Source organism: Marmoricola sp. URHA0025 HA25 (assembly GCF_054059435.1).
Map to the genome: position 1 here is coordinate 2,898,664 of NZ_JBSSCD010000001.1, position 26,805 is coordinate 2,925,468.

Below are 26,805 nucleotides of genomic sequence, written 5' to 3' on the forward strand. Positions count from 1 at the left end.
CACCGCTCAGACGTAGCGGACGCCCGGGCAGTCGAGGCACTCGTAGTAGCTGACCCGTCCCCAGGTGTCGAACTCGACCGCACGCAACTCCCAGACGTGGACGTGTGGCGCGTCGAACGGGTCGCGCGGGGCTGACAACGACTCCGCGGCGCTGGTGCCGACGACGTGCATGGTGCCTCCCACTTCGGGCCGGAACCCTGACCGTGTACAGCTATAGACGCGCCAACCCGCCGCGAGGTTGCGTCCAGCGGTGGATTCGTTGCGGAGAGACCGCCGAGACCTAACCGGATGCGGTCGTCGACGCCAGCAGGTGCCGCGCCCGGCGCCCGAGGTCGTTCAGGTCGACGCGGCCGGCGTCGGCCGCTGCTGCCAGGCGTGCGGCAAGGTCGAGTGCCTCGTCGAGGTCGGGTCCGGCGAGGGCGGACTCCTGGCCCATGTCACGCAGGATCGTGACCTCGGTGCGCGAGGCGATCAACGGGTCGGCGACCCCGTCGATCCACACCCGGGTGCGCCGGCCGTCGCCGCGTTCATCCCCGGTGATGCGCTCGAGCGCGAAGATCCGGTCTGCACGCGCGAACTTGCCGAAGCCCAGGGCCACCATGCGCGAGTCGGATGCCACCCGACCATCTTGGCACTGTCCGGCGACTTCGGTCCTGCCTCCGCACCCAGGTCGGCCCCCAGCGGACTGGGGGCCGAACTCTCGATGCAGGAGCGACGGCTCAGACCGGCACGGCGGCGACCTCGCCGTTCCTGGCCGCCTCGGAGTGCGCCTTGCTGTCACGACCGGAGATCAGGAACGCCGTGAGGACCGCACCCGCGACCGCGAAGCAGGCGCCGACCAGGAACGCGTCGGCGAACCCATCGGTGAGCGCCGTCGCCCGGTCGGCCCCGGTGGCGAACGCGTCCTTGGTCGAGGAGTTCGCGATCGTGGCGAGGATGGCCAGGCCGAGCGCACCGCCGACCTGCTGGCTGGTGTTGATGAGTCCGGACGCCAGTCCGGCCTCGTGGGGCTCGGTGCCGGTCACCGCGGCGATCGTCACCGGGACGAACGAGGCGCCCAGCCCGATGCCCGCGAGGATCGACGGACCGAGCACGCTGCCGACGTACGAGCCGTCGGGCGGGATCTGGCTGAACCATGCGAGCCCGACGGCGACGAAGATCATCCCGACGATCAGGACGTTCTTGAACCCGACGCGTGTCACCAGGGCACTGGCCACCCCGGCGGTGAGGATGATCGCCACGGCGAGCGGCAGGTACGCCACGCCCGCCTCGAGGGCGTCGAACCCGAGCACCTGCTGCAGGTAGAGCGTGATCATGAAGAACATCGAGAACAGCGACATCCCGATCAGCACGCCGATCAGGTTGGCTCCCCGCAGGGTGCGCAGCCTGAAGATGCCGAACGGCACCAGCGGCTTCCTGGTCCGCAGCTCGACCAGGACGAAGGCGACGAGCAGCGCGGCCGCCGCGACCAGGCGCCAGACGGTCTGCGCGGAGGACCAGCCCACGTTGGTCGCGTCGACCATCGCGTAGACCAGCAGGGCCAGTCCGGCCGAGACAGTGATCGCACCGGGCAGGTCGAGGGTGCGGTCGCTCTCCTCCTCGGCAGTCGACTCCCGCAGCCGGAGCGGTGCCTGCCAGACGATGAAGGCGCCGATCGGGACGTTGACGAAGAGCACCCACTCCCAGCCGGCCCACTGGGTCAGCACCCCACCGAGAAGTACGCCGGCGGCGCCACCTGCGCCCGCCACGGCTCCCCAGATGCCGAGGGCCTTGTTGCGCTCCTGGCCCTCGGGGAAGGTCGTGGTGATGATCGACAGAGCTGCCGGCGACGCGATCGCGGCACCGAGGCCCTGGGACGGCGCGCGCAGCGATCAGCCAGGTCTCGTTCTGGGCCAGGCCACCGGCCAGCGAGGCCAGTGCGAACAGCGCCATGCCGATCATGAACACGCGTCGACGACCCAGGTAGTCGGCCAGGCGTCCGCCGAGGAGCAGGAAGCCGCCGAAGGTCAGCGTGTAGGAGTTCACCACCCAGGACAGGTCGGCCTGGGAGAAGTCGAGCGCCTTGCCGATCGAGGGCAGCGCGACGTTGACGATCGAGGCATCGATGACCACGACGAACTGGGTCATCGCGAGCAGCGCCAGCGCGAGGTTGCGCGCCCGCGGCGTACTGAGGTCTGGCTGGGGCATGAGGGGTCTCCTGGTCAATATCCGGAACCGAAGTTCCACTTCCGCTTGTGACGATACGGAAGTATGATTCCGCTTGTCAACGCCTTATCGTGAAGCACACGGATCCGGTCTCGAGATCCATCGAAGCAGCCAGGAGGGACAGTTTCGTGACCACGACGCAACGCCCCCTGCGCGCCGACGCCCAGCGCAACCTCGAGCGGATCATCGCCTCCGCGCGCAGCTTGTTCGCCGAGCACGGAGTCCGGGCACAGATGGAGGACATCGCCGCAGACGCCGGGGTCGGCATCGGCACGCTGTACCGGCGGTTCCCCACCAAGGAGTCGCTGATGACGGCCCTGGTGCGCGAGCGCTTCCAGGAGTTCGCGGTGATCGCGGCGGAGGTCGAGAAGACCGTCGACCCGGCCGACGCCCTCGCCGTCGTCATGCGCCGGCACGCCGAAGCGGTCGAGCACGACGCGGCGTTCCAGCTCGCGATGATGAACCTGGACAGCTTCCACTGGGAAGGCATCGAGGACGACAAGAAGGACCTCAGGGCCACGGTGGCGCGGATCATCAAGGGCGGCAAGAAGGCCGGGGCTGTGCGTGCCGACCTGCGCTGGGAGGACTACGGCATGCTGATGTGCACCACGACGGCGGCGATGTACTTCGTCGCCGACAAGTCCGCCTGGCGACGGCAGCAGGAGATCCTGCTGGCGGGTCTCCGCCCGGAGTGCGGCTGACCCTGCGGCGATTCGCCAGCCCAGCTCCGACGGCTCAGCTCCGACGGCCCAGCTCCGACGGCTCAGCGGAGTGCCGGATCGGTGCGTAACAATCGCGCCGGTCGCGGACACTACCTACACATGGAGCAGAAGCGGGACGCCGACGAGTTCACGCATGCCTGGCATCGTGACGGGCCGCGGGTCGCGGCGTACGCGCGGCGGCACGTCCCGGCCGGGGAGGTGGCCGACGTGGTCTCCGAGACGTTCCTCCAGGCGTGGCGGCGCTGGGACGACGTGCCCCGGCCACCCCTCGCCTGGCTGATCGGCACCGCCCGCAAGGTGGCGGGCAACCAGCGCCGCGGCGGCAGCAGGCAGGCGCCGCTGCAGCAGCGGCTGGAGCTGCTGCGAGACGCCGCCCAGTCGGCGGAGGACGCCGGCCTGCTCGCGACGGAACGCATCGAGGCGCTCGCCGCGCTCTCGGCACTCCCCGAGCAGCAGCGCGAGGCGCTCCTGCTCGTCGCCTGGGACGGGCTGACTCCCCAGCAGGCCGCCGTCGCGATGGGCGTGCGGCCGGGCACGTTCCGGGTGCGGACCCACCGAGCCCGCAAGGCGGCGCTGATGGCCCTCGATCAAGCCGATTCCCCCACGTGGCTCACGCGAGTGAGCCTGCCGTCCCTGTCGAAAGGTGGCATCGAATGAACACGCACACGCTGGACGACCGCATCGCAGCACTGGCTCCGGCTCCGGAGGCCCTCGACCAGGAGTGGGCACGCGCCACCCTCGCGGACATCCTCGCCGACAGCCCGCCGCGGCCACTGGGTCTGCGCAACAGCCGCCGCCTCGCCGCGATCGGCGTTGCGGGGGTCATCACCCTGGGCACGGGCGTGGCGGCGGCGGGCTTCGGCTCGATCGACGCGGTCAAGGACACCCTGCTGGGCTTCGCGTCGCAGCCGAACACGACGGGGAACGGGATCGGGACCCTGCACACCCCGCAGCTGGTCGCCGAGTTCCGTCGCAGCAACGGCAAGCTCTTCGCGTTCTGGATCGCCACGAGCTCGTCGGGGAAGGTCTGCTTCGCCTACAGCGACGCCTCCTGGGACGGTGAGGGCACGCCCACGGCGAAGCAGCTGGAGTACGGCTGTGGGATCGACGTCAGCGACCCGAGCGACCCCGACCGGGTCATCCCGCTGGAGCGCCCGGACCAGCTGGGCGGCTTCTTCAAGGACGAGGAGCCGATCCTGTACGGCGTGTCGCCGTACCCCGACAGCGCCGAAGTGCAGGTGCGAGGTGTCGGCGTCGACCTGACCCTCCCCGTCCGGGCCGACTCGCACGGCTACGGAACATCCCTGCCCGACGCCGGTGGCGCGGACTCGCTCACCCTGACGTTCCTGGACTCCGCAGGTCGCACCCTCGGCACCAGGACGGTCGTCGCACCCGTCGGCTGACGCCCGACGGCCACGGCTGCACGAGTCGTCGATCGGGCCGGCTCAGGCCAGTCCGTCGAACGGCCGGACCTCGACCTTGGCGCGGCACGCCTTCGAGGCTCCGGCCGCGAGCTCGAGCGCCACCTCGAGATCGGGTGCGTCGATGACCCAGAAGCCCGCGAGCATCTCCTTGGTCTCGAGGTAGGGGCCGTCGGTCGTCATCGGGCGCTCGCCGCGGCCATCGACGACGGTCGCCGTCGACGCCGACTGGAGACCCCCGGCGAACACCCAGTAGCCGCTGGCCCGGAGCTCGTCGTTGAACGCCCCCGTCGCGGCCAGCGCCGCCTCCATCTCCTCCCGGGAGCCGTAGTTGCCGAACTCGTCGACCTCCGCCGGTCCGTGCACGGTGAACAGGTAGTGCGTCATCCTCGATCCTCCTCCGTCTCCGACAGTCCCGACGGGCACCTTCCACCACGGACGCACCCCACCAGCGAGCTCACAGCCACTCGTTCTCGGTGGCGATCCGGATCGCGTGGATCCGGTTGCGCGCGCCCAGCTTGTCGGTGGCCGAGGCGAGATAGTTGCGCACGGTGCCGTGGGACAGGAACAGGCGGCCGGCGATCTCGCGCGGGTCGAGGCCCTCGGCCTGCAGGCGCAGGACGTCGGTCTCCCGCGGTGTGAGCGGACTCGGCCGGGCGTCGAGCGCAGCCAGGGCCACTGCCGGGTCGATGACCCTGGCGCCTCCGGCGATGTCGCGGATCGCGCGGATGAGGTCGACTGCCGGGGTGTCCTTGGCGAGGAAGCCGGCGACGTTGTGGGCCAGTGCGGTCCGCAGGTTCGCCGGTTGGGCGAGCGCAGTGAGGATCAGCACCCGGCACTCGGGGAGATCGACCGCCAGACGACCGGCGGCGGTCAACCCGTCCTGCCCCGGCAGGTCGATGTCGAGGATGGCGATGTCCGGTTGCCACCGGCGCGCGGCCGGCAGGATCTGGTCGCCGTGAGAGACCTGCGCGACGACCTCCATGTCGTCCTCGAGGCCGAGGACGGCGACCAGGGTGTCGCGAAGGATCGCCGTGTCCTCGGCGAGCAGGAGCGAGATCATCCCTGCAGCACCGGGACCCGGTCGTGCCCGTGCGCCCCGGAGCCGGGCACGGCTGCGGTGAGGGTGAACTCGTCGTCCTCGATGCGGGTGTTCAAGGTCCCGCGCACGGCGTGCAGGCGCTCGGACATGTTGACGAGTCCGCGGCCGGGCTCCCCGCCGGGCGTCTGGACGACGCCGTCGTTGGAGACGACCAGGGTGTGGCCGCCGCCGGCACCGGTGAGCCGGATCGAGCAGCGGTGCGCGCGACTGTGCCGGAGCACGTTCGTCACCGCTTCACGGAGCACCGGAGCGAGCACGTCGACATTGTGGAGAGCAGCGTCCACCTCCATCTCGGTGTGGATCCCGGCCGCGGCGAGGCTGCTGCGAGCCGTTTCCACCTCGGTGGCGAGGGTCAGGCTGACCCGGTCGCCGCTGACCGCCTCGACATCCGTGTCGACCAGCCGGGTCAGGTGGAGTGCCTGCACCGTCTCCTGGCGCGACCGCTCCGGGTCCTGGTCGAGCAGCGCGGCGGCGAGGTCGGTCTTGAGCGCGATCGTGGAGAGCCCCAGGCCGAGCATGTCGTGGGCGTCCCTGGCCAGCCGGAGCCGCTCGGAGACCCGGGCAGCGTCGGCCAGCGAGCGCTGGGCCTGGTGGAGGTCCTCCGCGGCCCGGGTGAGCCGGGCGAGCCCGTAGACCAGCAGCGAGGTCGCCGTGGAGATGGCGGTCGCGTACACCGACCACTCCAGCGTCTGCTTCACCCCGCTCGGATCCACCGCCACGAGCACGGGTACGACGACCACGACGCCGGCGAACAGGAGCCAGCGGACCCGGTGCCTGATCAGCAGCAACGAGCTCGCCGCCAGGAAGGTCAGCAGGACGAGGCTGGACGCTCCGGCGTACCGGTAGAACACGAAGCAGAGCCCGCCGAGCGCCGCCAGCGTCCATGGCCACTGTGAGGGCCGAGCGTCCCCGTCGGAGCCGGAGTGGCGCAGCTGGATCGCCACCACGACCACCGCGACGCAGACTGCTCCGACGACAACTCCCGGGCCGGGCCGGTAGGTCCCGAACGGCACGGTGACGTTGACGAGGTACTGGACGGCGTACACGAGCAGGACGCCGTGGATGATCCCCCGAGCCAGCCGTGGGGCGACCGTGTCGCCCGCCTCGGAGGCGCCGCCCGGAGGGACCGCGTCCGGCAGGTCGAGCGCGAGCCGGCGGGCATCGGCTCCGGCCTCGCGCGCCTCCCGGCCCGCCTCGCCGACGAGGTCGCGGCGCGTGCTTGCGGTGTCCGCGGCAAGGGTTGCCGCAAGCAGCTCACCGATCCGGTGCAGCCGCTGCTGGACCGTCTCCTGCAGGTGCCGGGTCGCGGTCAGCCGCTGGCCCGCGACCTCGGCCCGGGCCAGGGCGTAGCGGTTGGCGTCCAGGCCCTCCACGATGTCGGCGAGCCGGGTGAGCCCGAAGAGGATCAGGCTCTGGTTGACGAACGCGACGAGCAGCCAGGTGATCGCGGCGCCCCGGGGTTCGTAGGGAAGCCCGACCACGCTCCACAGAGTGACCTCGAGGATCGCGAGCGCGCCGTACGCCGGCCAGGCAACGCGACTCGGAAGCAGCACCAGCACGAGCCCGGCGAACAGACCGGACACGCCGGCGACCCAGTGCTGTCCGAACAGGGCGAACGGCACGACGGTGAGCACTCCCTGGACCGCGAGGAGCTGCCAGCGATAGCGGGCCCACGCGCCGCGGAGCCGGCCGCTGGCGTACCAGCCCGGCAGCACGAAGAGTGCCCACACGAAGGGGAGGTAGCGGTGGTCCGGGTGCGGGAAGGCGTCCAGGGAGCGACCGACCAGGCTGCACGCCAGCGCGACGAGCACGAGGCTCCGAGAGCCTGGTCGTGGGCCTGGCGGCGACATGGAGGTCCTTCGGTTCGGGTCCCGACGATGCTGACACGCGCGGACGCCCGCAGGGTAGTGCGTTCTGCACACCCCGGCAGTGCAGCGTGCCGGGCGAGGTCGTGCCCGGGCACACTGCCGCACGAGGAGTCGTCGAACGAAGGTGGACCTCGTCCGACAGACCTCAGGAGGAGTCATGATCCCGACCGACACGCAGCTGGTCCTTCGCCGCAGCTACCCCGCCTCGCCCGAGCGGATCTGGGCACTGTGGACGACGCCCGAGGGCATCGCCTCGTGGTGGGCGCCAGAGGGCTTCCGCACGTCCGTCGACGCCCTCGACCTGCACCCGGGCGGCGTCCTGGTCTACACGATGAGGGCGACCGGCCGCGAGCAGATCGCGTTCATGGAGCAGGCCGGCATGCCGCTGTCCACCACCTCCCGCAAGGAGTTCACCGAGATCGAGGAGCCGACCCGGCTCGCGTACACCTCCCTCATCGACTTCGTGCCTGACCACGAGCCCTACCAGCACCTGACCGTGGTCACGCTCGACCGCACCGCGGCCGGCACGGACGTGATGATGGAGATCGAGCCGCTGCACGACGAGGTCTGGACCGCACGGATCCAGGCCGGCCGCGCCAACGAGCTCGACAACCTGGGACAGGTGCTCAACAGCACGGCCCTGCGGGGCGAGCTCCGCAGCTACTGATCCACGAGACAAGGAGAGACTGGATGGGACACGTACGGCGTTTCGACCATGTCGGCATCACGGTGGCCGACCTGGAATCGGCGGTCGAGTTCTTCGTCGGGCTGGGCCTCGAGGTCGAGGGCACCGGATCGGTGCAGGGCGAGTTCGTGGAGACCGTGTGCGGCATCCCGGGCGCGCACTGCGAGATCGCGATGCTGCGCCCGCCCGGCGGCGGGTCGCTGCTGGAGCTGTCGAGCTTCGTCACGCCCGACCACGTGCCCGGCTCCCCCACCGCGATGGCCAACGAGGTCGGCATCCGCAACGTGTCCTTCGAGGTCGGTGACCTCGAGGCGGCAGTCGACGCCGTGGCTGCGGACGGGTACGGGCTCGTCGGCGGGATCGGCGAGTACGAGAGCAGCGTGCGGATGGCCTACGTGCGCGGACCCGAGGGCATCATCGTGTCCCTGTTCGAGCAGATCGGCCGAGGGAGCACATCATGACCGCGACGTACACCGCCGACATCTTCTCCACCGTGGATGGCTACGGCGCACCACAACCCGGCACCTGGGGCGGCTACTGGGACACGCAGAGCGCCGACCTGCTCGACCACCGGAGCGCACAGTACGCCGAGGCACAGCACATGGTCTTCGGCGCCAACACCTTCGGCCTGCTCGCGAAGCTCCGGCAGATGCTGGGCTCGAGCACCGAGGCCGACAAGGCCGGTGACCCCTGGATCACCGCGATGACGAAGCTGCCGGCCACCGTGGTCTCGGACCACCTGCAGGAGCCGCTGGACTGGCCCGACGCGACGGTGGCCCGCGGCGATGCCGTCGACGTGGTGGCCCGCCTCAAGGAGGAGTCGGACGTGCCGCTGCGCTCGCACGGGAGCGTGTCGATGAACCGGTCGCTGATGGCCGCCGGACTGGTCGACCGCCTCCAGCTGACGATCTTCCCGGTGATCACCGGCCGGACCGGGGCGCACCCGATCTTCCACGGCGCGGCCGACTTCGACCTCGAGCTGATCGAGAGCCGGACCTTCGCGGGCGGCGTACAGGAGATCGTCTACCGGCCCACGCTGCACCTCTGACTACACCGGGCCGCGTGCGAAGCGTCGTCCTGTGCGACGCTGCCGGGGGCGGCCCCGATTCGCCCGCAACAGCTCGACGAGAGGCATCTGATGGCTCAGCAGACCAGCGTTCGCTACACCACTCGCGACCCGGCAGCCGGGGACGCGAACCAGAGGCTGATCGACGCGGTCTTCGCGGAGCTCGCCCAGCTCGAACCCGAGGGCCTGTCCTACCGGGTTGCCCGCTCCGACGACGGGCTGTCCTTCGAGCACGTCGCCGTCGTCGAGAGCGAGCCGAACCCACTGCTGTCGCTCGCCTCGTTCCAGGCGTTCAGCTCGACCGTCGCGGAGCGTGTCCTCGAGCCTCCTGTGGTCCGGACGGGCGAGGTCGTCGCACGCTACCGCTGATGCCCCGCCGCTTCTAGGCGCCCACGAGCTCCGAGAGCTCCACGAGGCGGTTCGAGAAGCCCCACTCGTTGTCGTACCAGGCGAAGACCTTGACCTGGTCGCCGACGACTTGGGTGAGGGGCGCGTCGAAGATCGCGGAGTGCGGGTTGCCGACGATGTCGGCGGAGACGAGGGGCGCCTCCGAGTAGGCGAGGTACGGCGAGAGCGTGGGGCCGTCTGCCGCCGCGCGGAACGCCGCGTTGACCTCCTCGACAGTGGCCTCCCGCGAGAGCTTCACGGTGAGGTCGGTGATCGACCCGACCGGCACCGGCACCCGCAGCGCCAGGCCGGTGAGCTTGCCGTCGAGCTCGGGGATGATCCGTCCGATCGTGCGCGCGGCACCCGACGAGGTCGGGATCGTGGACACGGCCGCGGCGCGAGCGCGCCGGAGGTCGCCGTGCGGGGCGTCGTGGAGGCGCTGGTCGCTGGTGTAGGCGTGGATCGTCGTCATCAGCCCGGACTCGACGCCGAACGCGTCGTGCAGCACCTTCGCCATCGGCGCCAGGCAGTTGGTGGTGCAGGAGCCGTTCGAGAACACGTCTCCGGTGACGTCGAGGGCCTCGTCGTTGACCCCGAGCACGACCGCAGGCACCTCGCCGTCGGCGGGCGCCGAGATGATCACCTTGCGCGCTCCGGCCGTCAGGTGCTGGCGTGCTCCGGCGGAGTCCGCGAACCGGCCGGTCGACTCGATGACGACATCGACACCCTCGTCACCCCACGGGATTCCCGACGGCTCCCGCTCGGACGTCACCCGGATGCTCGCCCCGTCGACGAGGATCGCATCGCCTTCGACCCGTACGCCGTCCAGGTGCCCGCTCAGCGAGTCCCACTCCAGGAGCGAGGCCAGCGTGCTGGCGTCGGCGATGTCGTTGATCGCGACCACCTCGACCTCGGCGTCGCTGCTCAGGGCGGCGCGCAGGTAGCTGCGGCCGATGCGGCCGAAGCCATTGATACCGATCCGAACTGTCATGGTGTCTCCTCGTGGGGTTGGTCAGTGAGCGTCCGTGCCACGCGCCGCCTCGAGCAGGGCCACGGCGCCACGGATCGCCGCGTCCATCGGGCCCTGCTCGCCCTTCGCCCGAGCCAGGACGTAGCCGCCCTGGATGACCGCGGACAGCGTGCGCGCCAGATCCGCGGGGACCGTGCTCGCGGGGAGCTCGCCGGCCGCGATCGCTGCCGCGATCGCCTGCTCCCAACGTCCGAGCACCGTGTCGAAGGCGTCGGCGACGATCGTGATGAGCTCGGCATCTTCGACGACCTGCGGGTCCTGGGTCATCCGGCCGACCCGGCACCCGCGCGTGCCGGGCCGCGGCTAGGTGAGGTAGCGCTCGATCCGCTCCATCGGCGTACCTTCTCCCTCCAGCAGCAGCGACGAGTCGCCCATCGCGTCACCGACGACCGCCGACAGCGCCTCGACGGCCAGCGCGTGCTTCCCGCTGAAGTGGTGGTACATGCTGCCCTGGCCGACGCCGGCCCGCGCCATCACGTCACGCGGGCTGGTCGCGGCGTAGCCGCGCTCCCACATGAGCTCTGCCATCGCTCCGGTCAGCTGCTCGCGGGACGTCATGCCCGCACTGTAACCACTGGTATGTACAGGGCACCAGTGCACCGGCGCCGGACCTCGAGGGGCGTCGATCAGCTCGTCTGGAGCACGTAGCCGCGCTTGATCACCGTGCGTACCAGCGGGTGCGCGCCGAGGTAGGGGCCGAGCGCCTCCCGCAGACGAGCGACCGCGACCTCGGCCGTGTGCGGGTCCGCGGACTCGCCGGGGAGGACCTCGAGAAGCCGGTCGCGGCTGACCACCTCGCCGGGGTTGCGAGCGAGCCGGCGCAGGATCGCCAACCCGTTCGGCGACAGCGGCAGCACCTCGTGGTCGAGCGTCGCGGCCGACGCACGGACGTGCAGCACGCCGCACGGCGTGGGCACGCTGTGCGCCTCGTCGCCGAGCGTCAGGATGACCAGGCGGACGAGGGCACCCATCCGCGAGCGATCCGGGTGGACCGGGCGCAGGCCGGCGTTGGCCAGCGGGTCGGCCGTGACCGGACCGACCGCGGCGACCAGCAGGCGTCCCGAGGAGACCAGGTCCCTCACCACGTCGGTGATGCCCTGCGTGTCGAGCTCCGCGATCCATGCCGAGGCGGCCGGTGCGGAGGTGAACATCACCGCGTCGAACGCGCCGGCCGCGACCTGGAGCGCCGTGTCGGCGACGGCTGTGGAGTCCGCGGGCGGGCCCCAGCGGTAGACCTCGAGCGGGACGACCACCGCACCGCCCGCGACCAGCTTCGCCTCGAGGTGCGGGTCGCCGGCCCCGTGGTGCTGCACCGCGACCCGGGTCCCGGTCACACCCTCGGCCAGCAGGAAGTCGACGATTTCCGCGGACGTCTCGGACTCGGCCACCCAGTCCGCCCGAAGACCCACCGCCTGCAGCGCGCCCCGTGCCTTTGGGCCGCGCGCGACCAGCCGGACGTCACCCAGGACCTTGACCAGGTCGTCGCCGAGCCCGGCCGCCTCGGCGGTGTCCATCCATCCACGGAAGCCGATGCCGGTGGTCACCACCACCGTGTCGACGCCGGTGTCCAGGACTTCCTGGGTACGCCGGAGCAGCTCCTCCTCGTCGATGTGCGGGACCACCCCGAGCGTCGGCGCGACCACCACGTCGGCCCCGCGCCGGATCAACGCCCCGGCGAGCTCGTCGGAGCGACGCTGGGCGGTGACCAGGATCCGGGTGCCGGCCAGGACCGGGGTGAGCTCGGTCAAGGTCGGCCTCAGGTTTCCATCGGCGCGACCGGGACCGGGTGCACGTACACCACTCCCCCGGCGATCCAGGTGCGGTAGACGGGCAACCGTCCGGACGGGTCCGTGATGCACGCACCGGTCGCGAGGTCGAAGACGTGCTTGAACATCGGCGACGCCACGGTGTCCCGCTGCTCGTCGCCCTGGCCCACGGACCCGACGATCCCGCGAGCGATCACGTTGGCGTCGGCGAACGGGTCGCGGTGCCCGACGGCGTACACGAAGTCGGCGCCGTCGGGGTTGCTGATCCGGAACAGCGCGACCTGCTGATCGCGGACGAGCACCGCGACGCCGCGCTCGGGGATCAGCTGCTTCTTCGTGCAGACGGCAACCCACTCGTTGCGGGCCGCGCCGCCTTCGGCCGCCTCGTGGTCGAGGTCGTTCGCCGTCGGGTCGGTCGTCAGTGTCATCAGCGCACCTCGAGTCTCGGTCCGGCGATCAGCTGTCGCTCGTCGGCGGTGGCGGGCCGACGCTGGCCGCGCTCCTCCACGTAGGTCAGGTCCGGGTCGCCCGACTCGGGGCTGTTGATGAACGAGACGAACTGCGAGAGCTTCTCGGGGTCCGCGAGCGTCGCCGCCCACTCGTCGCGGTAGTTCTCGACGTGGGCGGCCATCGCGGCGTCGAGGTCGGCGCAGATGCCGAGCGAGTCCTCCAGCACCACCGCACGGATCGCGTCGAGCCCGCCCTCGTGCTCCTCCACCCACGGTGCCGTGCGCTGGAGCCGGTCGGCGGTGCGCACGTAGTACATGAGGAAGCGGTCGATCGTGGTGACCAGCGTCTCGGTGTCGAGGTCCTCGGCGAAGAGCTGCGCGTGCCTCGGGGTGAAGCCGCCGTTGCCGCCGACGTAGAGGTTCCAGCCGTTGTCGGTGGCGATCACGCCGACGTCCTTGCTGCGCGCCTCGGCGCACTCGCGCGCGCAGCCCGACACCCCGAGCTTCAGCTTGTGCGGCGACCGCAGGCCGCGGTAGCGCAGCTCGAGGTCGACGGCCAGCCCCACAGAGTCCTGTACGCCGTACCGGCACCAGGTCGAGCCGACGCACGACTTCACCGTGCGCACCGCCTTGCCGTAGGCGTGCCCGGACTCGAAGCCGGCCTCGACGAGCCGCTTCCAGATCGCCGGCAGCTGCTCGAGCCGGGCACCGAAGAGGTCGATCCGCTGGCCGCCGGTGATCTTCGTGTAGAGCCCGAAGTCGTGGGCCACCTGGCCGATCGCAATCAGGCCCGTGGGCGTGATCTCCCCGCCCGGCACGCGCGGCACGACGGAGTAGGTGCCATCCTTCTGCAGGTTGGCCATCACGTGGTCGTTGGTGTCCTGCAGGCGGGCGAGGTCCTTGTCCATGACGTGCCCGGCGCCCAGCGAGGACAGCACCGACGCCACCACCGGGCGGCAGATGTCACATCCGCGGCCGGAGCCGTGGGCGGCGATGATCTCGCTGAACGTGCGCAGCCCGGTGACCGAGACGATGTCGTAGAGCTGGGCCCGGCTGAACGCGAAGTGCTCGCACAGCGCCGTGCTCACCTCGGCGCCGGACTTCCTCAGCTCGGCGTTCAGCAGGTTCTTCACCAGCGGCAGGCAGGAGCCGCAGCTGGTGCCGGCCTTCGTGCAGGACTTCACCGCGCCCAGGTCCGTGCAGCCCTGGTCGCACACCGCGGAGCGGATCGCGCCGGCGCTGACGTTGTTGCACGAGCAGACGTTGGCGGCGTCCGGCAGCTCGCCGGTCATCGGGCCGACGCCGCCCTCCGGCAGCAGCCAGGCGTTCGGGTCGGACCCGAGCTCCGCCCCGAGCATCGGCCGGAGCGAGGCGTAGGCGCTCGCGTCGCCGACGAGGACGCCGCCCAGCAGCGTCTTCGCGTCGTCGGACATCACCAGCTTCTTGTAGACCTTGGCGACGGGGTCGGCGTACACGACCTCGAGGCTGCCGGGCTCCTCGGCGAACGCGTCGCCGAAGGAGGCGACGTCGACCCCGAGCAGCTTCAGCTTCGTGCTGGTGTCGGCGCCCGGGAAGGTCGCCTCACCGCCGAGCAGCCGGTCGACGACGACCTCGGCCATCGTGTTCCCGGGGCCCACCAGGCCCCAGGTGCGTCCGTGGATGCAGGCCACCTCGCCGACGGCGTAGACGTCGGGGACGACCGTGCGGCAGGCGTCGTCGACGACCACGCCGCCACGCTCGCCGACGACGAGCCCCGCCGTCCGGGCGAGCTCGTCGCGCGGCCGCACTCCAGTGGCGAACACGACGACGTCGGCGTCCACGCTGGTGCCGTCACCGAACTCCATCGACGTGACCCGTCCGTCCGCGCCCGCGTGCAGGGCTGCCGTGGCCGTGGAGGTGCGGACCTCGACGCCCATGCCCTCGACGATCCGGCGCAGCGCCTCACCGCCTCCGACGTCGACCTGCAAGGGCATCAGCCGCTCGGCGAACTCGACGAGGGTCGTGGCGACGCCCAGCCCGTGCAGCGCGCCGGCCGCCTCGAGGCCGAGCAGACCACCGCCGACCACGACGCCCCGCAGCGGCGTGCCCTCGGAACCGCCGGACACGCCCACCCAGGTCTCGAGCGCCTGGACGTCCTCGATCGTGCGGTAGACGAAGGCGCCGGGCAGGTCGGCGCCGGCGACCGGCGGCACGAAGGCCGACGAGCCGGTGGCGAGCACCAGGGCGTCGTACGGCTCCTCGCCTCCGGCGACCGAGACGGTCCGCGCCTCGGTGTCGATGCCGCTCACTGCGGTGCCCAGATGCACGGTGACGAGCGGATCGTCGGCGAAGCCGCCGTCGCCGAGGAGCAGGTCCGCGGGGGTGTTGCCGGAGAAGTACGACGTCAGCCCTACCCGGTCGTAGGGCGCGTGCGGCTCCTCGCAGTAGAGGTCGACCTGCCACGCGCCGTCGCTGTCGCGGTCGCGCAGCGCCTCGACGAGGCGGTGGGCGACCATGCCGCCTCCGACGACGCGGAGCCGCCGAGGAGCCGGTCTGCTGGGTTCGTTGCCTGAGTCGTTGGCCAGCGAGGGGTGAGTACTGGACATGTTGGACACCTTAGGAACTCGATGGGGCAGTGATGTTTCGTCGTGTTACGGCCGTGCTACGCCTGCCTCCCATCTCCGGCTGGGCCTCGGTGAGGGGCGTCTCCGGGTCGCTCTCGTTCAGCCAGTCGACGAGTCCGCAGACGACCTCCTTGCAACCGCCGCAGCCGGTGGTCGCCCGGGTGCTCGCAGCGACCTCCTCGACGGTCCCCGCGCCGGCCTCCCAGGCCGCGACGATCTCCTTCTTGGACACGCCGTTGCACCGGCACACCGTGGTCGCGCCGGGCATCCGGACCGGCGACGCCGACTCCTCGACCCGGCCGTCGGAGACGAGCAGGGACAGCGGGTCGACCGGCAGGGGTGTACGCCGGTCGAAGGCGACGCTGAGTGACGCCGACACGTCCGCGGCACCGAGGCAGGTCACGCCGACGAGCGTGTCGTCGCGCACGACCAGGTCCACGTGTCGCCTGCCGGTCGGGTCACTCAGCGTCACGACCCGGTCGGTCGGACGGGCCGCGGAGGCCCGCACACCCATCGTGACGAGGTCGACGCCGGCCGCCTTGAGCCGCACCGCCTCCTGGACCACGGCCGGTGGTTGAGGAGGTTGCGCAGCAACCGTCTCGAAACCCGCAGCAACCGTCTCGACTCCGGCCACCAGCTGACGGGCCAGGCGCTCGGCCTGCCGCCAGCCCGGCGCCAGCAGCCCGGGCGTGCCACCCGGCGCCTGGGCACAGTCGCCGATCGCGTGCACCCGGGGGTCCGCGGAGGTCAGCGACTCGTCGACGACGATGCCGCGGTCCACCTCGAGGCCGGCGTCGCGGGCGAGCTCGGCGTTGGCCCGCACCCCGCAGGAGACCAGCATCAGGTCCGCGGTCAGCAGCCGGCCGTCGGTCAGGCGCACAGCCACCAGCTCGTCGTACGCGCTGATCACCTCGCCGACGCTCGTGCCGGTGATGGTCTCCACCCCGAGGTCGGCGAGCTGCGCCGCCAGCACGCGCGCCACCGGCGCGTCCAGCTGGGTGGCCATCACGTGGTCGTCGAGGTCGATGACGGTCACCGGCACGCCCCGGCGACGCAGCCCGCAGGCCGCCTCGAGCCCGAGCACGCCGCCACCGAGCACGACCGCGTGCTTGGCGTTGATCGCCCGCGCGGCGATGTTGCGGCAGTCATCGAGGGTCCGCAGCACGTGCACGTATCGCGGCTGGGCCTCCAGTCCCGGCAGCGGCGGGACGAACGCACGCGCACCGGTGGCGAGCACGAGCCGGTCGAAGGGGCGACTGGTCCCGTCGGAGAGCTGCACGACGCCCGCCTCGCGGTCGACGGCCGACGCGGCCACGCCGCGCCAGAACTGAACCCGATCGGAGTCCGGCAGCGGCAGCGAGATCGCCTTGAGGTCAGAGCGACCGGCGAGGACGTCGGAGAGCAGGATCCGGTTGTAGGGCTCGTACTCCTCCTCACCGACCAGCTCGACGGAGAACCGGCGGTCCTTGTCGGCGCGGACCAGCTCCTCGACGAACCGGTGCCCCACCATCCCGGCGCCGACGACCACGATCTTCTCCACGTCCGGTCGTCGAACCTGTCGAGTCGTGCTCATGCGGGGACCTCCAACTCCGGTGGATGAGCCTGTCGAAACCCGACGGCCAGGTCGGCTCGGGCGACGGACACGGCGCAGACCTTGAACTCCGGCATCCCGGAGATCGGGTCGGTGGCGTCGTTGGTGACGGCGTTCGCCATGCCCTCGCCGGGCCAGTGGAACGGCATGAACACGGTGTCCGCCCGGATCGCGGTGGTGATCCGGGCCCGCGCGACGGCCGTGCCACGCGGTGAGGTCACCGCGACGTCGTCGCCGTCGTCCACCGCCAGCCGGCGGGCGAGCTGCGGGTGCAGCTCGACGAACGGCTCGGCCGCCGCCTTGTTCAGGGCGGCGACTCGGCGGGTCTGCGCGCCGGACTGGTAGTGCGCCAGGACCCGTCCGGTGACCAGGTAGAGGGGACGGTCCGGCACGAGGTCGTCGGCTGGTACGCCGGGGCTGGTGGCCACCATCCGCGCCAGGCCGTCGGGGTGCGCGAACCCGGTCGGTGAACATCCGTGGCGTCCCGTCCGAGCCGGCCGGGCAGGGCCAGAAGAAGCCTTCCGCCTGCGCGTCGAGGCGTGCGTGCGAGAGGCCGGAGTAGTCGGCGCGGCCGCCCGCGCTGGCCCGGGCGAGCTCGTCGAAGACGGCAGCCGGGTCGGTGTCCCAGGTGCCCGGCGCGCCGAGGCGATCGGCCAGGCCGGCGAGGATCTCCAGCTCGCTGCGCACCTCGCCCGGCGGATCCAGGGCCTTGCGGCGCCGCAGCACCCGGCCCTCGAGGTTCGTCATGGTGCCCTCCTCCTCGGCCCACTGCGTGACCGGCAGGACCACGTCGGCGAGCCGCGCGGTCTCGCTCGGGACGAAGTCGCACACCACGAGCAGGTCGAGCGCCTCGAGGCGCCGGCGCACCGCCAGCGCGTCGGGCGCGCTGACGAGCACGTTCGCGCCGTGCACGAACAGGGCGCGCACCTCGCCGCCGAGCTTGCCGAGCAGCTCGACCGCGGGCACTCCCCTGCCCGGGATCAGGTCCGGGTCGACACCCCAGACCGCCGCGACGTGGGCACGCGCCCCGGGGTCGTCGATCATCCGGTAGCCGGGCAGCTGATCCGACTTCTGCCCGTGCTCACGGCCGCCCTGCCCGTTGCCCTGGCCGGTGAGGCAGCCGTACCCGCTCGCAGCCCGGCCGGGGAGGCCGAGCGCGAGCGCGAGGTTGATCGCGGCGGTCACCGTGTCGGTGCCGTCGGTGTGCTGCTCGGCCCCACGGCCGGACAGGATCGCCGCGCCGGTGCCGCCGCGTGCGGGCGACGCGTCGGCGAGCAGATGGGCGGCGCGCCGCAGGCTCCCCTCCGGTACGCCGGTCACCCGCGCGACCCGGTCGGGCCACCACAGCGCCGCGGACCGTCGTACCTCGTCCCAGCCGGTCGTCCGCGACGCGAGGTAGTCCTCGTCGGCGAGCCCGTCGGCCACGACCAGGTGGAGCAGCCCGAGCAGCAGCGTCTGGTCGGTCCCGGGCAGCGGCTGCAGGTGCAGGCCGCCACCGTCGTCGGTGAGCGCCGCGGTGGCCGAGTGCCGCGGGTCGACCACCACGAGGCCGCCCTTCGTCCGCACCGGGCCGAGGTGCTGCACCAGCGGCGGCATCGTGTCCGCGACGTTGCTGCCGAGCAGCAGCACCGCATCCGCACCCGCGAGATCCGCGAGCGGGAACGGCAGTCCGCGATCGACCCCGAACGCCCGGTTGCCCGCCGCGGCGGCCGACGACATGCAGAACCTGCCGTTGTAGTCGATGTGGCGCGTGCCCAGGGCGATCCTGGCGAACTTCCCGAGCTGGTAGGCCTTCTCGTTTGTCAGGCTGCCCCCGCCGAACACCGCGACCGCGTCCCGGCCGGACTCCGCCTGGATCGCCTGCACCCGGTCGGCGACGTGGGCCAGCGCCTGGTCCCAGGTCGCCGGCTCCAGCTCACCCGACGCGCCCCTGACCAGCGGTGTGGTGATCCGGTCCGGTGCGGTGAGCACCTCGGCGCTGGTCCAGCCCTTCTGGCACAGGCCGCCCCGGTTGGTCGGGAACTCGCGGGGCGCGACGCTGACCCCCTCCCCGGCGTCGGTCGCGGAGGGGGTCAGCGTCATCCCGCACTGCAGCGCGCAGTAGGGGCAGTGGGTCTGTGCTTCGAGCGGACGGGTCACACGTGTTCCTGCGCCATGTCGGACTTCGGGCGGAGGTAGAAGAACCAGGTGACAGCTCCGCAGACCACGTAGAAGGCCGTGAAGATCGCGAACGCGCTCTTCACCGCGCTGACCGGGTCGTCGATCCACGGGGAGCTGAAGGTGATCGGGATGATGAACCCACCGAGTGCGCCGACGGCGCCCACGATCCCGAGCACGGCCGACGCCTCCTTGACCGCCTTCGAGTCCGCGGCGATCCGGGCGGGCGAGCCCGCGGCGCCCGCCTTCTTGGCGCCCACCTTCCAGATCGCCGGGATCATCCGGTACGCCGAGCCGTTGCCGATGCCGGTCGCGGCGAACACGAACAGGAAGCAGATCAGGAACCACGGGAAGAGGTCGGAGTTGTGGTTCACCGCACTGACCACGGCCGGCGGGAACCCGGGGAAGCTCGACGGGTCCTTGGTCCAGGCCGCGATCTTCGCCGGGTCCGGCGCGGGCACGGTGTCGAGCCGGGACAGCGTGAACAGCACGCCCAGGGTGCCGAGGATCATCGCCCCGAACGCACCCAGGGTCACCTTGGCGCCTCCGTACTTGTCGGCCAGCCAGCCGCCGAACGGCCGCGTGATGGACCCGACCAGCGCGCCGAGGAACGCGTAGTAGGCGAAGTTGATGCCGATCGAGGCGGTCGGGATGGGCGAGCGGAAGAAGTTGATCTTGATCAGCAGCGGCATCGCGGCGGAGTAGCCGATGAAGGAACCGAAGGTGCCGATGTAGAGGAAGGCCATCACCCACGTGTGCTTGTACTTCACGACCGCCATCTGCTCACGCGGCTTCGAGTACGCCGCGTGCAGGTTGTTCATGAAGAAGTAGGCGCAGACGGCCGCGAGCACGGCCAGGGCGGCGTACAGGTAGCCGGCCCGCTGGAGCACGATGCCGCTCTGGCTGGCCTTGACCAGCCCGAAGGCGCCGGCTCCGCCGACCACGATCGGCAGGAAGAACTGGATCACCGCGACGCCTGCGTTGCCGCCGGCCGCGTTCAGCCCGAGGGCGGTGCCCTTCGCCTTGGTGGGGAAGAAGAAGTTGATGCTGGCCATCGAGGAGGCGAAGTTGCCGCCACCGAAGCCGGCGGTCGCGGCGATCAGGATGAACACCCAGAACGGCGTGTCCGGGCGCTGGACGACGAACGCGAAGAGCAGCGTCGGGATGACCAGCAGCGCAGCGCTGACCATCGTCCAGTTGCGGCCGCCGAACCTCGGCACCGCGAACGTGTAGGGCAGCCGGAGCAGCGAGCCGACGAGGTTCGGCACCGCGACCAGCCAGAAGAGCTGCTGGGGGGTGAAGTCGAAGCCGACCTTCGCCAGCAGCGCGGCGCTCACGCTCCACAGCAGCCAGACGGAGAACCCGAGGTGCTCGGCGAGGATCGAGAAGATCAGGTTGCGGCGGGCGACCGGCTTGCCGACCGACTCCCAGAAGTCGGGGTCTTCAGGCGTCCAGTGCTCGATCCAGCCGCTGCGAGGGAGGGAGGGTGGCGCGGCCTCGGCTGTTGCCGAGGGCGCGGCGGTCGGCGTGTCGGTGGACATCAGGGCTCCTTGTGGTCACCGATCCGGGGCGGATCGTGACCTGCAAGGTGTCAAGGCGATGTTTCGCAACCCTCACGCGAGTCGTGACAGGTGGGTAAACCGTTCCTCGCAGACCCGTAGGTCGTCGCGTGAAGTCAGTGAACTGGCTCACTGTGCGGGTCGCTTGTGGTAGGCGTCGCGTCACGGCCGGCGTCGCGGGAAATTCACTACGCCAGTAGTGGATCTCGGGCTCCCCGTACGCGATTGCATACGGGGAGCCGGCAATTCACTACGCCCGTAGTGAAACCCGTCCACCTCAGAACAGCGCGGAGGCCAGGTCCCGCCGAGCCCGCTGGACCCGCGGGTCCGCGTTGCCGACCGCGCCGAACAGTCCGATCAGGTGGGTGCGTGCCTGGTCGCGGTCGTCGTCCGACGTACGCCGGACCAGCTCGATGAGCCGGTTGAACGCGTCGTCGACGTGTCCGCCGAGCAGGTCGAGGTCGGCCACCATCGTCTGGGCGGCGACGTCGTCGGGGCTGGCGGCGGCCGCGGCCCGCGCCTCGTTGAGGTCGACGCCCTGGGTGCGCTGGAGCACCTGGGCCATCGAGAGCCCGGCTGCCGCCTCCGCGTCGGCCGGATTGGCGTCGACCAGCTTCTGGTACTCGGCGACAGCAGCGTCGATGTCACCACGCTCGAGGGCGTCCTGGGCCGGGGCGTAGCGCGGGTCGAGGGTCTCCTCCCCGGTCTCGGCGTCGACCTCCCCCGCGCGGGGCTGGTGTCGTCCGGTGAAGCCGCTGGTGGCGAGCTGCTGGAGCACCTGGGTGATCGCCGCTCGCAGGTCGTCGATCGGGGCCGCGCTCTGGAGCAGCGGCATCGGCCGTCCCTGGGCGACCAGGAAGACGTAGGGCACCGAGGGCACCTGCACGGCCTGCGCGATCTGCGGGACGGCGTCGATGTCGACGCGCCCCAGCAGGAAGCGCCCCTCGAACTCGTTGGACAGCGCCTGCAGGTCCTCGGCGAGACGGACGCTGTCCGGGGAACGCGACCCGCTGTAGAAGGCGAGCAGCACCGGGGCGCTCATCGAGCTCTCCAGCACCGCCTGGAAGCTCGACTCGTCCACCTGGACCGTGTAGGCCCCGCTCACGCCGGCACCGCCCTGGACGGGTGCCTGCAGGCCGGACAGGTCGACGGCGCCGGGACGGGAGAAGCTGCGTTCCTGGGCCGGGCCGGAGGGCTGTTGCGTCATGGGCCCATTGTGGCCGATGCCGAGTGAGCCCCGTGGAGGGGCCTTCGCGGGGCCGGACCGCCCGACCGGCCACCACCCGTTCGCGCACGGGGGTCGTCCGTTCGGTCAGATTGCGGGCGTCCTCCTCATGATGGACGCCGAATCGGCCGATCATGGACACATGGTGCATATGGCATCAACCAGGTCACGTGGGAGCGCTCCCCGGCGCCCCTGGCTGCGCGCTGCCTGCGCGGCCCTGCTCTTCCTCCTGTTCGGATTCCTCAGCCAGGCCACCGCCGTTGCGGACCAGCGCGCGAACGGCGTGTGGGCCGCCGCCGGGATAGGGGCACTGTGGCTGGCTTCCGGCAGCCGGCGTACCTGGCCTGCCGACGCGGTGGCGCTCGCCGGGGCGACCGCAACCGTCAACGTGGTCGCCGGAGCCTCGACCGTGACGGTGGTGGTCTTCACCGTCGCGAACCTGGTGCAGGTCGGGGTGTACGTCGTGCTCGCGCGGCGCTGGACCGGGCGCCTGTGGGGCCGCGACGCGGAACCCCTCCATCGACTGGCCGACCTCGGGCGCCTCGCCGCGGTCTCTCTGTCGGCCGGCTTCGTGGGCGCCGCCGCCGCGGCGACCGGGCTCGTGCTGGCCGCAGACCCGCCCGATACCGGTGCGTTCCTGCTGTGGTGGGGCCGCAACGGCGTCACCATGCTCGTCTTCCCGCTGCTGGCGCTGCTGGCCTGGCCCGGGCTGTCCAAGGCCGGTGGCTGGCGCGACCTCGTCGCGATCGTGGTCCGCGCCCTGCGCCCCTCGAGCCTGAGCCGCCTGGTGGAGTCCTGCCTGCTGGTCGGGACCTCGGTCGCCGTCTACGGCGTGCTCTTCGGCCACCGGGAGGCGCAGCCGCTCGCGTTCCTGGTGCTGGCAATGTCTGTCTGGGCGGGCCTTCGCTTCGCTCCGCTGCCGGTGATGCTCCACGGCATGGCCGCGGGCGCCACCGGCCTGGTCTTCACCCTCCACGGAGCCGGACCGTTCGCCGGGATCGAGTCCGACGTGTACCGGGCGCTGGTCGCCCAGCTGTTCATCGCGACCTGCGTGCTGACCGGGCTCGCGCTGGCCTTCAGCCGGCTCGAGCGCGACGAGGCCAATGGCAGGCTCGCCGAGACGCAGCGCGAGGCAGACGAGCGCGCACGACTCCTGGGTGCCGTGCTCGAGTCGATGAACGAGGGCCTGGTGGTCGTCGAGGAGGGCGGCCGCGTGCTGGTCAGCAACGCGGCCAGCAGGGAGCTGCTCGGTCTCGACGCGGTCCGCGACCGGCTCCGGCCCGCACGTGAGTACGCGCTGTTCCACGAGGACGGCACGCCTCTGTCCGACGAGGATCTCCCCCAGCTGCTCGCGCTCCGGGGCGAGGACGTGGCGCCCCAGGACTTCCACCTGCGTACGGAGTCCGTCCCGCAGGGTCGGGTCCTGCAGATCAGTGCGAGCCCGGTTCCGTCCGTGGGTCCCGACGACCGACCCCGGGGGATGGTCAACATCCGAGACGTCACCCTCGAGCGACAGCATCGCGACGGGCTGGCTTCGTTCGCCGGCGTCGTGGCCCACGACCTCTACAACCCGTTGACGCTCGTGAGCGGATGGGCGGAGGCCCTGGAGCAGGAGCTCACCGGCGGCTCGCTCTCGCCGTCCGTGGGCCTGCCGATGGTGAACCGGCTCCGCGATGCGACGGACCGGATGCGCGAGATCATCGGCGACCTGCTCGACTACACCGTTGCCCGCGACCAGTCGCTGCGTCCGGCCTGGGTCGACCTGACCGCGGAGCTGCGTGCGCTGGCGCTGCTCCGGATCGACGGGCCGGGGAACCCGCTGATCACCGTCGGACCCGACCTCGAGCTCTGGGCCGACGTCGGCCTGGTCCGGCAGCTCTTCGACAACCTCCTCGGCAACGCCGTCAAGTACGTCGCGCCGGCCACCCGGCCACGGGTCGACATCCGCGGACGGCGTGACGGCGCCTGGCTCGAGGTGCGGGTCAGCGACAACGGCATCGGCATCCCCGAGGAGGAGCGCGAGCAGGTCTTCGAGACCTTCCACCGGGCCCACCGGCAGGGCTACCAGGGGACCGGGCTCGGACTTGCCATCTGCCGCCGGATCGCCGAGCGCCACGGCGGGTCGATCGTCGCCGAGGCAGGACCGCGCGGAGTCGGCTCCACCTTCGTGGTCAGGCTCCCCGCGGACGCCGGTGGATACGCGCGCGGAAGGTTCCCGGACCGCACCTCGACGGCGCGCACCGAGGAGCCGGTGGACGCGCTCTAGAAGCGCGCCGGCTCGCGGTACTCGCCCCACTCGGCGCGCAGCGCGTCGCAGATCTCCCCGAGCGTGGCCTCGACGCGGACGGCCTCGAGCATGGCGGGGATCATGTTGGCCTCGGTGCGGGCCACCTCGAGCATGTGCGCGAGCGCCGACTCGACCGCGGCCGTGTCGCGGGCGTCCTTGCGTGCCTTCAGTGCACGCACCTGCTCCACCTCGACCTCGTGGGACACGCGGAGGATCTCCAGCTCGGTGGTCACCGAGTCGGTGTGCACGTTGACCCCCACCACCTTCTTGTCGCCCTTCTCCAGCGCCACCTGGTACTGGAACGCCGCCTCGGCGATCTCGGACATGAACCAGCCGTCCTCGATGCCGCGGAGCAGACCACGGGTCACCGGATTGTCACCGCGACGCGTCGCCGCGGCCAGGCCCTCGGTGTCGGCCGACGTGAGCGCCGAGCCGCCCATCGCCAGGATCCTGTCGAAGATCGCGGTCGCCTCGGCCTCCATCCGGTCGGTCAGCGCCTCGACGTACCAGGAGCCGCCGAGCGGGTCGGCGACGTTGACCACGCCGGTCTCCTCCATGATCACCTGCTGGGTGCGCAGCGCGATCTCGGCGGCCTGCTCGCTGGGCAGTGCGAGCGTCTCGTCCAGGGCGTTGGTGTGCAGCGAGTTGGTGCTGCCGAGCACTGCGGCGAGCGCCTCGACAGCGGTGCGCACGACGTTGTTGTACGGCTGCTGCGCGGTGAGCGAGACTCCCGCGGTCTGGGTGTGGAACCGCAGCCACTGCGCCTTCTCGGTCCGGGCGCCGTAGACGTCGCGCATCCACTTCGCCCAGATCCGGCGGGCGGCGCGGAACTTGGCGATCTCCTCGAAGAAGTCCAGGTGGCTGTCGAAGAAGAAGCTCAGGCCCGGTGCGAACACGTCGACGTCGAGGCCGCGCGACAGCCCGAGCTCGACGTACCCGAAGCCGTCGGCGAGCGTGAACGCGAGCTCCTGCGCGGCCGTCGAACCGGCCTCGCGGATGTGGTAGCCGGAGACGGAGAGCGGCTTGTACGCCGGGATGCCCTCGGCGCAGTACTCCATGAGGTCGCCGATCAGGCGGAGGTGCGGCTCGGGACCGAACAGCCACTCCTTCTGGGCGATGTACTCCTTGAAGATGTCGGTCTGCAGCGTGCCGTTGAGGACGGCGGTGTCGACGCCCTGCCGCTCCGCGGCGACGAGGTACATGCAGAACACGGGGACGGCCGGGCCGCTGATCGTCATCGAGGTGGTGACGTCACCCAGCGGGATCCCGTCGAAGAGTATCTCCATGTCGGCGGCCGAGTCGATCGCCACTCCGCAGTGACCCACCTCGCCCAGCGACACCGAGTCGTCGGAGTCGCGGCCCATCAGGGTGGGCATGTCGAAGGCGACGCTGAGCCCGCCCCCGCCGCGGCCGAGGATCATCTTGTAGCGCTCGTTGGTCTGCTGCGCGTTGCCGAAGCCGGCGAACTGACGGATCGTCCAGGTGCGGCCCCGGTTGCCGGACGGGTAGAGCCCACGGGTGAACGGGAACTCGCCGGGCCACTCGCTGTCGTCGGTGCCGTAGGCCGGCTCGACCTCCATGCCGGACAAGGTCGTGAAGTCGGCCTCGCGGACACGCGCCCGGGCGTAGCGCTGCTGCCAGCGCTCTCGTGCTCCGTCGGCCGAGCCTGTCGAGCCGGCCCCGGTGGTCGAGCCTGTCGAAACCATGCTTAGATACTAGGACGTCCTAGTATTTTCACCAAACCCTTCAGCGGATCGGCCAGCCGACCTCGGTCCGGTGGTGCAGGAGGTCGTCCTCGTCGCCGAGGGGGAAGTAGCGCTCCCGCACCGGGCCGTCCGCCGACCTCGCGCGCTCGATGGCCGCCCGCCCGACGACGCTGTAGGCGCTGTCGAGGTCGATCATCGGCCCGTCGTACGCCGTCACGGCGAGCCGCACGCCCGGCAGCTCGTGGGCCACGACCCGCCCGGTGGGCGTCCCCGGGGACCGAACCGGCACGAAGGCGACCAGCTCGGCGACGCCCTCGGTGAAGAACTCGGTCGGGAACAGCGCGCCGTCGGGACCTGTCCGGATCAGCGAGCCGACCTTCACCGCCCGGTGCAGCTCGGCGAACGCGTCGAGCCACCAGCCCAGCGCGTCCTCACCGGTGACGGTGCCGCGGATCGCGATCGTGGCCAGCGGCGGGTCCTCCCTCTCGGAGACCGCGAGGTCCGCTTCGCCACCGGAGAGCATCCGGCGCAGCGACTCGACGGTCTCCTGGGTCTCCTGGAGCTGGCGGCTCATCCGGTCGAGGTGCGCCACGATCACCTGGTTGCGCGTCTCGTCGTCGGGTGCCGCAAGCACGTCGCGGACCTCGTCGACCGGGAGGGCCAGGTCGCGCAGCCGCCGGATCAGCCGGGCGGTGGCGACTTGCTCCGGCCGGTAGTAGCGGTAGCCCGAGTGTGCGTCGACCGACGCCGGCTCGAGCAGGCCCTCGTCGTGGTAGTGGCGCAGCGCCTTGACGGTGAGGAACGTCATCCGGGAGAACGCGCCGATGCTGAGCAGCTCTGCCATGACCGCAACCCTGCACCTTCCGGCAGGGGGAGAGTCAACGCCCGGTGGTCGAGCCGGCCGAAACCGAGCGATCGGGCGAGGGCAGCGGAAGGCGCTTGACCCTCCCCCAGCAGGAGGCTCGAGAAAGGTCGC

26 protein-coding genes and 2 pseudogenes are annotated in these 26,805 nt (G+C 71.4%); 8 read left to right on the plus strand and 20 right to left on the minus strand.

Going from position 1 to position 26,805, the window contains the following annotated elements; translation table 11 throughout:
• Nucleotides 1-6 precede the first annotated feature (6 nt).
• The 4 genes and pseudogenes from ACVW00_RS14255 to ACVW00_RS14270 all read right to left on the minus strand — a co-directional run.
• Entirely contained in the window at nt 7-171 is a 165-nt protein-coding gene (locus ACVW00_RS14255; protein ID WP_457111561.1) for a hypothetical protein, read from the minus strand.
• A 109-nt stretch (nt 172-280) separates the two neighbouring features.
• A complete protein-coding gene (locus ACVW00_RS14260; protein WP_457111562.1) occupies nt 281-619 on the minus strand; it encodes a hypothetical protein in 339 nt (112 codons plus the stop codon).
• A 100-nt stretch (nt 620-719) separates the two neighbouring features.
• Nucleotides 720-1,868: an MFS transporter gene (locus ACVW00_RS14265; protein WP_457113116.1), complete on the minus strand. Its 1,149-nt coding sequence runs from the start codon at nt 1,866-1,868 to the stop codon at nt 720-722.
• A 43-nt stretch (nt 1,869-1,911) separates the two neighbouring features.
• Nucleotides 1,912-2,187: pseudogene (locus tag ACVW00_RS14270) on the minus strand (MFS transporter); the annotation flags it as partial.
• Between the two features lie 146 nt (nt 2,188-2,333).
• Between ACVW00_RS14270 and ACVW00_RS14275 the strand changes: the two are divergent.
• The 3 genes from ACVW00_RS14275 (at nt 2,334) to ACVW00_RS14285 (ending at nt 4,330) form a co-directional block, all read left to right on the plus strand.
• Nucleotides 2,334-2,906 (plus strand): TetR/AcrR family transcriptional regulator, encoded by a 573-nt coding sequence (locus tag ACVW00_RS14275; protein ID WP_457111563.1) that lies wholly within the window; start codon nt 2,334-2,336, stop codon nt 2,904-2,906.
• A 120-nt stretch (nt 2,907-3,026) separates the two neighbouring features.
• Nucleotides 3,027-3,584, plus strand: coding sequence for an RNA polymerase sigma factor (locus ACVW00_RS14280; protein WP_457111564.1), 558 nt, complete (start codon nt 3,027-3,029; stop codon nt 3,582-3,584).
• Nucleotides 3,581-4,330 carry a hypothetical protein gene (locus tag ACVW00_RS14285; protein WP_457111565.1) on the plus strand — a complete coding sequence of 250 codons (750 nt, stop codon included), beginning with the start codon at nt 3,581-3,583 and terminating at the stop codon, nt 4,328-4,330. Before ACVW00_RS14280 ends, ACVW00_RS14285 begins: the two co-directional genes overlap by 4 nt.
• A gap of 42 nt (nt 4,331-4,372) precedes the next feature.
• Here ACVW00_RS14285 and ACVW00_RS14290 read toward each other — a convergent pair whose 3' ends face one another.
• The 3 genes from ACVW00_RS14290 to ACVW00_RS14300 form a co-directional block, all read right to left on the minus strand.
• The gene (locus ACVW00_RS14290) at nt 4,373-4,735 is read right to left on the minus strand and encodes a YciI family protein (RefSeq protein ID WP_457111566.1); all 363 of its coding nucleotides are present in this window, start codon (nt 4,733-4,735) and stop codon (nt 4,373-4,375) included.
• 70 nt (nt 4,736-4,805) lie between these two features.
• Nucleotides 4,806-5,411: a response regulator transcription factor gene (locus tag ACVW00_RS14295; protein ID WP_457111567.1), complete on the minus strand. Its 606-nt coding sequence runs from the start codon at nt 5,409-5,411 to the stop codon at nt 4,806-4,808.
• Entirely contained in the window at nt 5,408-7,261 is a 1,854-nt protein-coding gene (locus ACVW00_RS14300; protein WP_457111568.1) for a sensor histidine kinase, read from the minus strand. The genes ACVW00_RS14295 and ACVW00_RS14300 overlap by 4 nt, the downstream gene beginning before the upstream one ends.
• Before the next feature lie 214 nt (nt 7,262-7,475).
• Here ACVW00_RS14300 and ACVW00_RS14305 point away from each other — a divergent pair, with 214 nt between their 5' ends.
• The 4 genes from ACVW00_RS14305 to ACVW00_RS14320 all read left to right on the plus strand — a co-directional run bounded on the left by ACVW00_RS14305 (nt 7,476) and on the right by ACVW00_RS14320 (nt 9,438).
• Entirely contained in the window at nt 7,476-7,985 is a 510-nt protein-coding gene (locus ACVW00_RS14305; protein WP_457111569.1) for an SRPBCC family protein, read from the plus strand.
• 23 nt (nt 7,986-8,008) lie between these two features.
• A complete protein-coding gene (locus tag ACVW00_RS14310) occupies nt 8,009-8,464 on the plus strand; it encodes a VOC family protein (RefSeq protein WP_457111570.1) in 456 nt (151 codons plus the stop codon).
• The gene (locus ACVW00_RS14315; RefSeq protein WP_457111571.1) at nt 8,461-9,051 is read left to right on the plus strand and encodes a dihydrofolate reductase family protein; all 591 of its coding nucleotides are present in this window, start codon (nt 8,461-8,463) and stop codon (nt 9,049-9,051) included. The genes ACVW00_RS14310 and ACVW00_RS14315 overlap by 4 nt, the downstream gene beginning before the upstream one ends.
• 90 nt (nt 9,052-9,141) lie before the next feature.
• Nucleotides 9,142-9,438 (plus strand): hypothetical protein, encoded by a 297-nt coding sequence (locus tag ACVW00_RS14320; RefSeq protein WP_457111572.1) that lies wholly within the window; start codon nt 9,142-9,144, stop codon nt 9,436-9,438.
• A gap of 13 nt (nt 9,439-9,451) precedes the next feature.
• Here ACVW00_RS14320 and gap read toward each other — a convergent pair whose 3' ends face one another.
• The 11 genes and pseudogenes from gap to ACVW00_RS14375 all read right to left on the minus strand — a co-directional run bounded on the left by gap (nt 9,452) and on the right by ACVW00_RS14375 (nt 21,818).
• Nucleotides 9,452-10,447: a type I glyceraldehyde-3-phosphate dehydrogenase gene (gene gap, locus ACVW00_RS14325; RefSeq protein ID WP_457111573.1), complete on the minus strand. Its 996-nt coding sequence runs from the start codon at nt 10,445-10,447 to the stop codon at nt 9,452-9,454.
• A 21-nt stretch (nt 10,448-10,468) separates the two neighbouring features.
• Entirely contained in the window at nt 10,469-10,753 is a 285-nt protein-coding gene (locus ACVW00_RS14330; RefSeq protein ID WP_457111574.1) for a TetR family transcriptional regulator C-terminal domain-containing protein, read from the minus strand.
• Nucleotides 10,754-10,789: 36 nt separating this feature from the next.
• Entirely contained in the window at nt 10,790-11,044 is a 255-nt protein-coding gene (locus tag ACVW00_RS14335; RefSeq protein WP_457111575.1) for a TetR/AcrR family transcriptional regulator, read from the minus strand.
• Nucleotides 11,045-11,112: 68 nt separating this feature from the next.
• Nucleotides 11,113-12,234: a uroporphyrinogen-III synthase gene (locus tag ACVW00_RS14340; RefSeq protein WP_457111576.1), complete on the minus strand. Its 1,122-nt coding sequence runs from the start codon at nt 12,232-12,234 to the stop codon at nt 11,113-11,115.
• Nucleotides 12,235-12,242: 8 nt separating this feature from the next.
• The gene (nirD, locus tag ACVW00_RS14345; protein ID WP_457111577.1) at nt 12,243-12,680 is read right to left on the minus strand and encodes a nitrite reductase small subunit NirD; all 438 of its coding nucleotides are present in this window, start codon (nt 12,678-12,680) and stop codon (nt 12,243-12,245) included.
• Entirely contained in the window at nt 12,680-15,286 is a 2,607-nt protein-coding gene (nirB, locus tag ACVW00_RS14350) for a nitrite reductase large subunit NirB (protein ID WP_457111578.1), read from the minus strand. Before nirB ends, nirD begins: the two co-directional genes overlap by 1 nt.
• Nucleotides 15,287-15,296: 10 nt before the next feature.
• The gene (locus tag ACVW00_RS14355; RefSeq protein WP_457113117.1) at nt 15,297-16,877 is read right to left on the minus strand and encodes an FAD-dependent oxidoreductase; all 1,581 of its coding nucleotides are present in this window, start codon (nt 16,875-16,877) and stop codon (nt 15,297-15,299) included.
• On the minus strand, nt 16,874-17,326 hold the full coding sequence (locus ACVW00_RS14360) for a molybdopterin dinucleotide binding domain-containing protein (RefSeq protein WP_457113118.1): 453 nt from the start codon (nt 17,324-17,326) through the stop codon (nt 16,874-16,876). Before ACVW00_RS14360 ends, ACVW00_RS14355 begins: the two co-directional genes overlap by 4 nt.
• A 277-nt stretch (nt 17,327-17,603) precedes the next feature.
• Nucleotides 17,604-18,977: pseudogene (locus tag ACVW00_RS14365) on the minus strand (molybdopterin oxidoreductase family protein); the annotation flags it as partial.
• Nucleotides 18,978-19,030: 53 nt separating this feature from the next.
• Nucleotides 19,031-20,593, minus strand: a complete 1,563-nt coding sequence (locus tag ACVW00_RS14370; protein ID WP_457111579.1) for an MFS transporter — start codon at nt 20,591-20,593, stop codon at nt 19,031-19,033.
• A gap of 295 nt (nt 20,594-20,888) precedes the next feature.
• Nucleotides 20,889-21,818 (minus strand): co-chaperone YbbN, encoded by a 930-nt coding sequence (locus ACVW00_RS14375; RefSeq protein WP_457111580.1) that lies wholly within the window; start codon nt 21,816-21,818, stop codon nt 20,889-20,891.
• A gap of 160 nt (nt 21,819-21,978) precedes the next feature.
• Here ACVW00_RS14375 and ACVW00_RS14380 point away from each other — a divergent pair, with 160 nt between their 5' ends.
• Nucleotides 21,979-24,102, plus strand: coding sequence for an ATP-binding protein (locus ACVW00_RS14380; RefSeq protein WP_457111581.1), 2,124 nt, complete (start codon nt 21,979-21,981; stop codon nt 24,100-24,102).
• On the opposite strand, the gene ACVW00_RS14385 is transcribed toward ACVW00_RS14380, so the two are convergent.
• Complete coding sequence (locus ACVW00_RS14385) at nt 24,099-25,829, minus strand: acyl-CoA mutase large subunit family protein (RefSeq protein ID WP_457111582.1); 1,731 nt, start codon at nt 25,827-25,829, stop codon at nt 24,099-24,101. The genes ACVW00_RS14380 and ACVW00_RS14385 overlap by 4 nt on opposite strands.
• Nucleotides 25,830-25,869: 40 nt before the next feature.
• Nucleotides 25,870-26,673 (minus strand): MerR family transcriptional regulator, encoded by an 804-nt coding sequence (locus ACVW00_RS14390; protein WP_457111583.1) that lies wholly within the window; start codon nt 26,671-26,673, stop codon nt 25,870-25,872.
• Nucleotides 26,674-26,805 lie beyond the last annotated feature (132 nt).

Bases quoted from the DNA above. Each gene is read 5' to 3' on its own strand.
- ACVW00_RS14385 (WP_457111582.1), bottom strand. From the start codon at position 25,829: ATGGTTTCGACAGGCTCGACCACCGGGGCCGGCTCGACAGGCTCGGCC.
- ACVW00_RS14320 (WP_457111572.1), top strand. From the start codon at position 9,142: ATGGCTCAGCAGACCAGCGTTCGCTACACCACTCGCGACCCGGCAGCC.
- ACVW00_RS14295 (WP_457111567.1), bottom strand. From the start codon at position 5,411: ATGATCTCGCTCCTGCTCGCCGAGGACACGGCGATCCTTCGCGACACC.
- ACVW00_RS14335 (WP_457111575.1), bottom strand. From the start codon at position 11,044: ATGACGTCCCGCGAGCAGCTGACCGGAGCGATGGCAGAGCTCATGTGG.
- ACVW00_RS14355 (WP_457113117.1), bottom strand. From the start codon at position 16,877: ATGAGCACGACTCGACAGGTTCGACGACCGGACGTGGAGAAGATCGTG.
- ACVW00_RS14280 (WP_457111564.1), top strand. From the start codon at position 3,027: ATGGAGCAGAAGCGGGACGCCGACGAGTTCACGCATGCCTGGCATCGT.
- ACVW00_RS14375 (WP_457111580.1), bottom strand. From the start codon at position 21,818: ATGACGCAACAGCCCTCCGGCCCGGCCCAGGAACGCAGCTTCTCCCGT.
- ACVW00_RS14255 (WP_457111561.1), bottom strand. From the start codon at position 171: ATGCACGTCGTCGGCACCAGCGCCGCGGAGTCGTTGTCAGCCCCGCGC.
- ACVW00_RS14370 (WP_457111579.1), bottom strand. From the start codon at position 20,593: ATGTCCACCGACACGCCGACCGCCGCGCCCTCGGCAACAGCCGAGGCC.
- nirD (WP_457111577.1), bottom strand. From the start codon at position 12,680: ATGACACTGACGACCGACCCGACGGCGAACGACCTCGACCACGAGGCG.
- gap (WP_457111573.1), bottom strand. From the start codon at position 10,447: ATGACAGTTCGGATCGGTATCAATGGCTTCGGCCGCATCGGCCGCAGC.
- ACVW00_RS14315 (WP_457111571.1), top strand. From the start codon at position 8,461: ATGACCGCGACGTACACCGCCGACATCTTCTCCACCGTGGATGGCTAC.
- ACVW00_RS14330 (WP_457111574.1), bottom strand. From the start codon at position 10,753: ATGACCCAGGACCCGCAGGTCGTCGAAGATGCCGAGCTCATCACGATC.
- nirB (WP_457111578.1), bottom strand. From the start codon at position 15,286: ATGTCCAGTACTCACCCCTCGCTGGCCAACGACTCAGGCAACGAACCC.
- ACVW00_RS14285 (WP_457111565.1), top strand. From the start codon at position 3,581: ATGAACACGCACACGCTGGACGACCGCATCGCAGCACTGGCTCCGGCT.
- ACVW00_RS14390 (WP_457111583.1), bottom strand. From the start codon at position 26,673: ATGGCAGAGCTGCTCAGCATCGGCGCGTTCTCCCGGATGACGTTCCTC.
- ACVW00_RS14310 (WP_457111570.1), top strand. From the start codon at position 8,009: ATGGGACACGTACGGCGTTTCGACCATGTCGGCATCACGGTGGCCGAC.
- ACVW00_RS14380 (WP_457111581.1), top strand. From the start codon at position 21,979: ATGGTGCATATGGCATCAACCAGGTCACGTGGGAGCGCTCCCCGGCGC.
- ACVW00_RS14305 (WP_457111569.1), top strand. From the start codon at position 7,476: ATGATCCCGACCGACACGCAGCTGGTCCTTCGCCGCAGCTACCCCGCC.
- ACVW00_RS14290 (WP_457111566.1), bottom strand. From the start codon at position 4,735: ATGACGCACTACCTGTTCACCGTGCACGGACCGGCGGAGGTCGACGAG.
- ACVW00_RS14360 (WP_457113118.1), bottom strand. From the start codon at position 17,326: ATGGTGGCCACCAGCCCCGGCGTACCAGCCGACGACCTCGTGCCGGAC.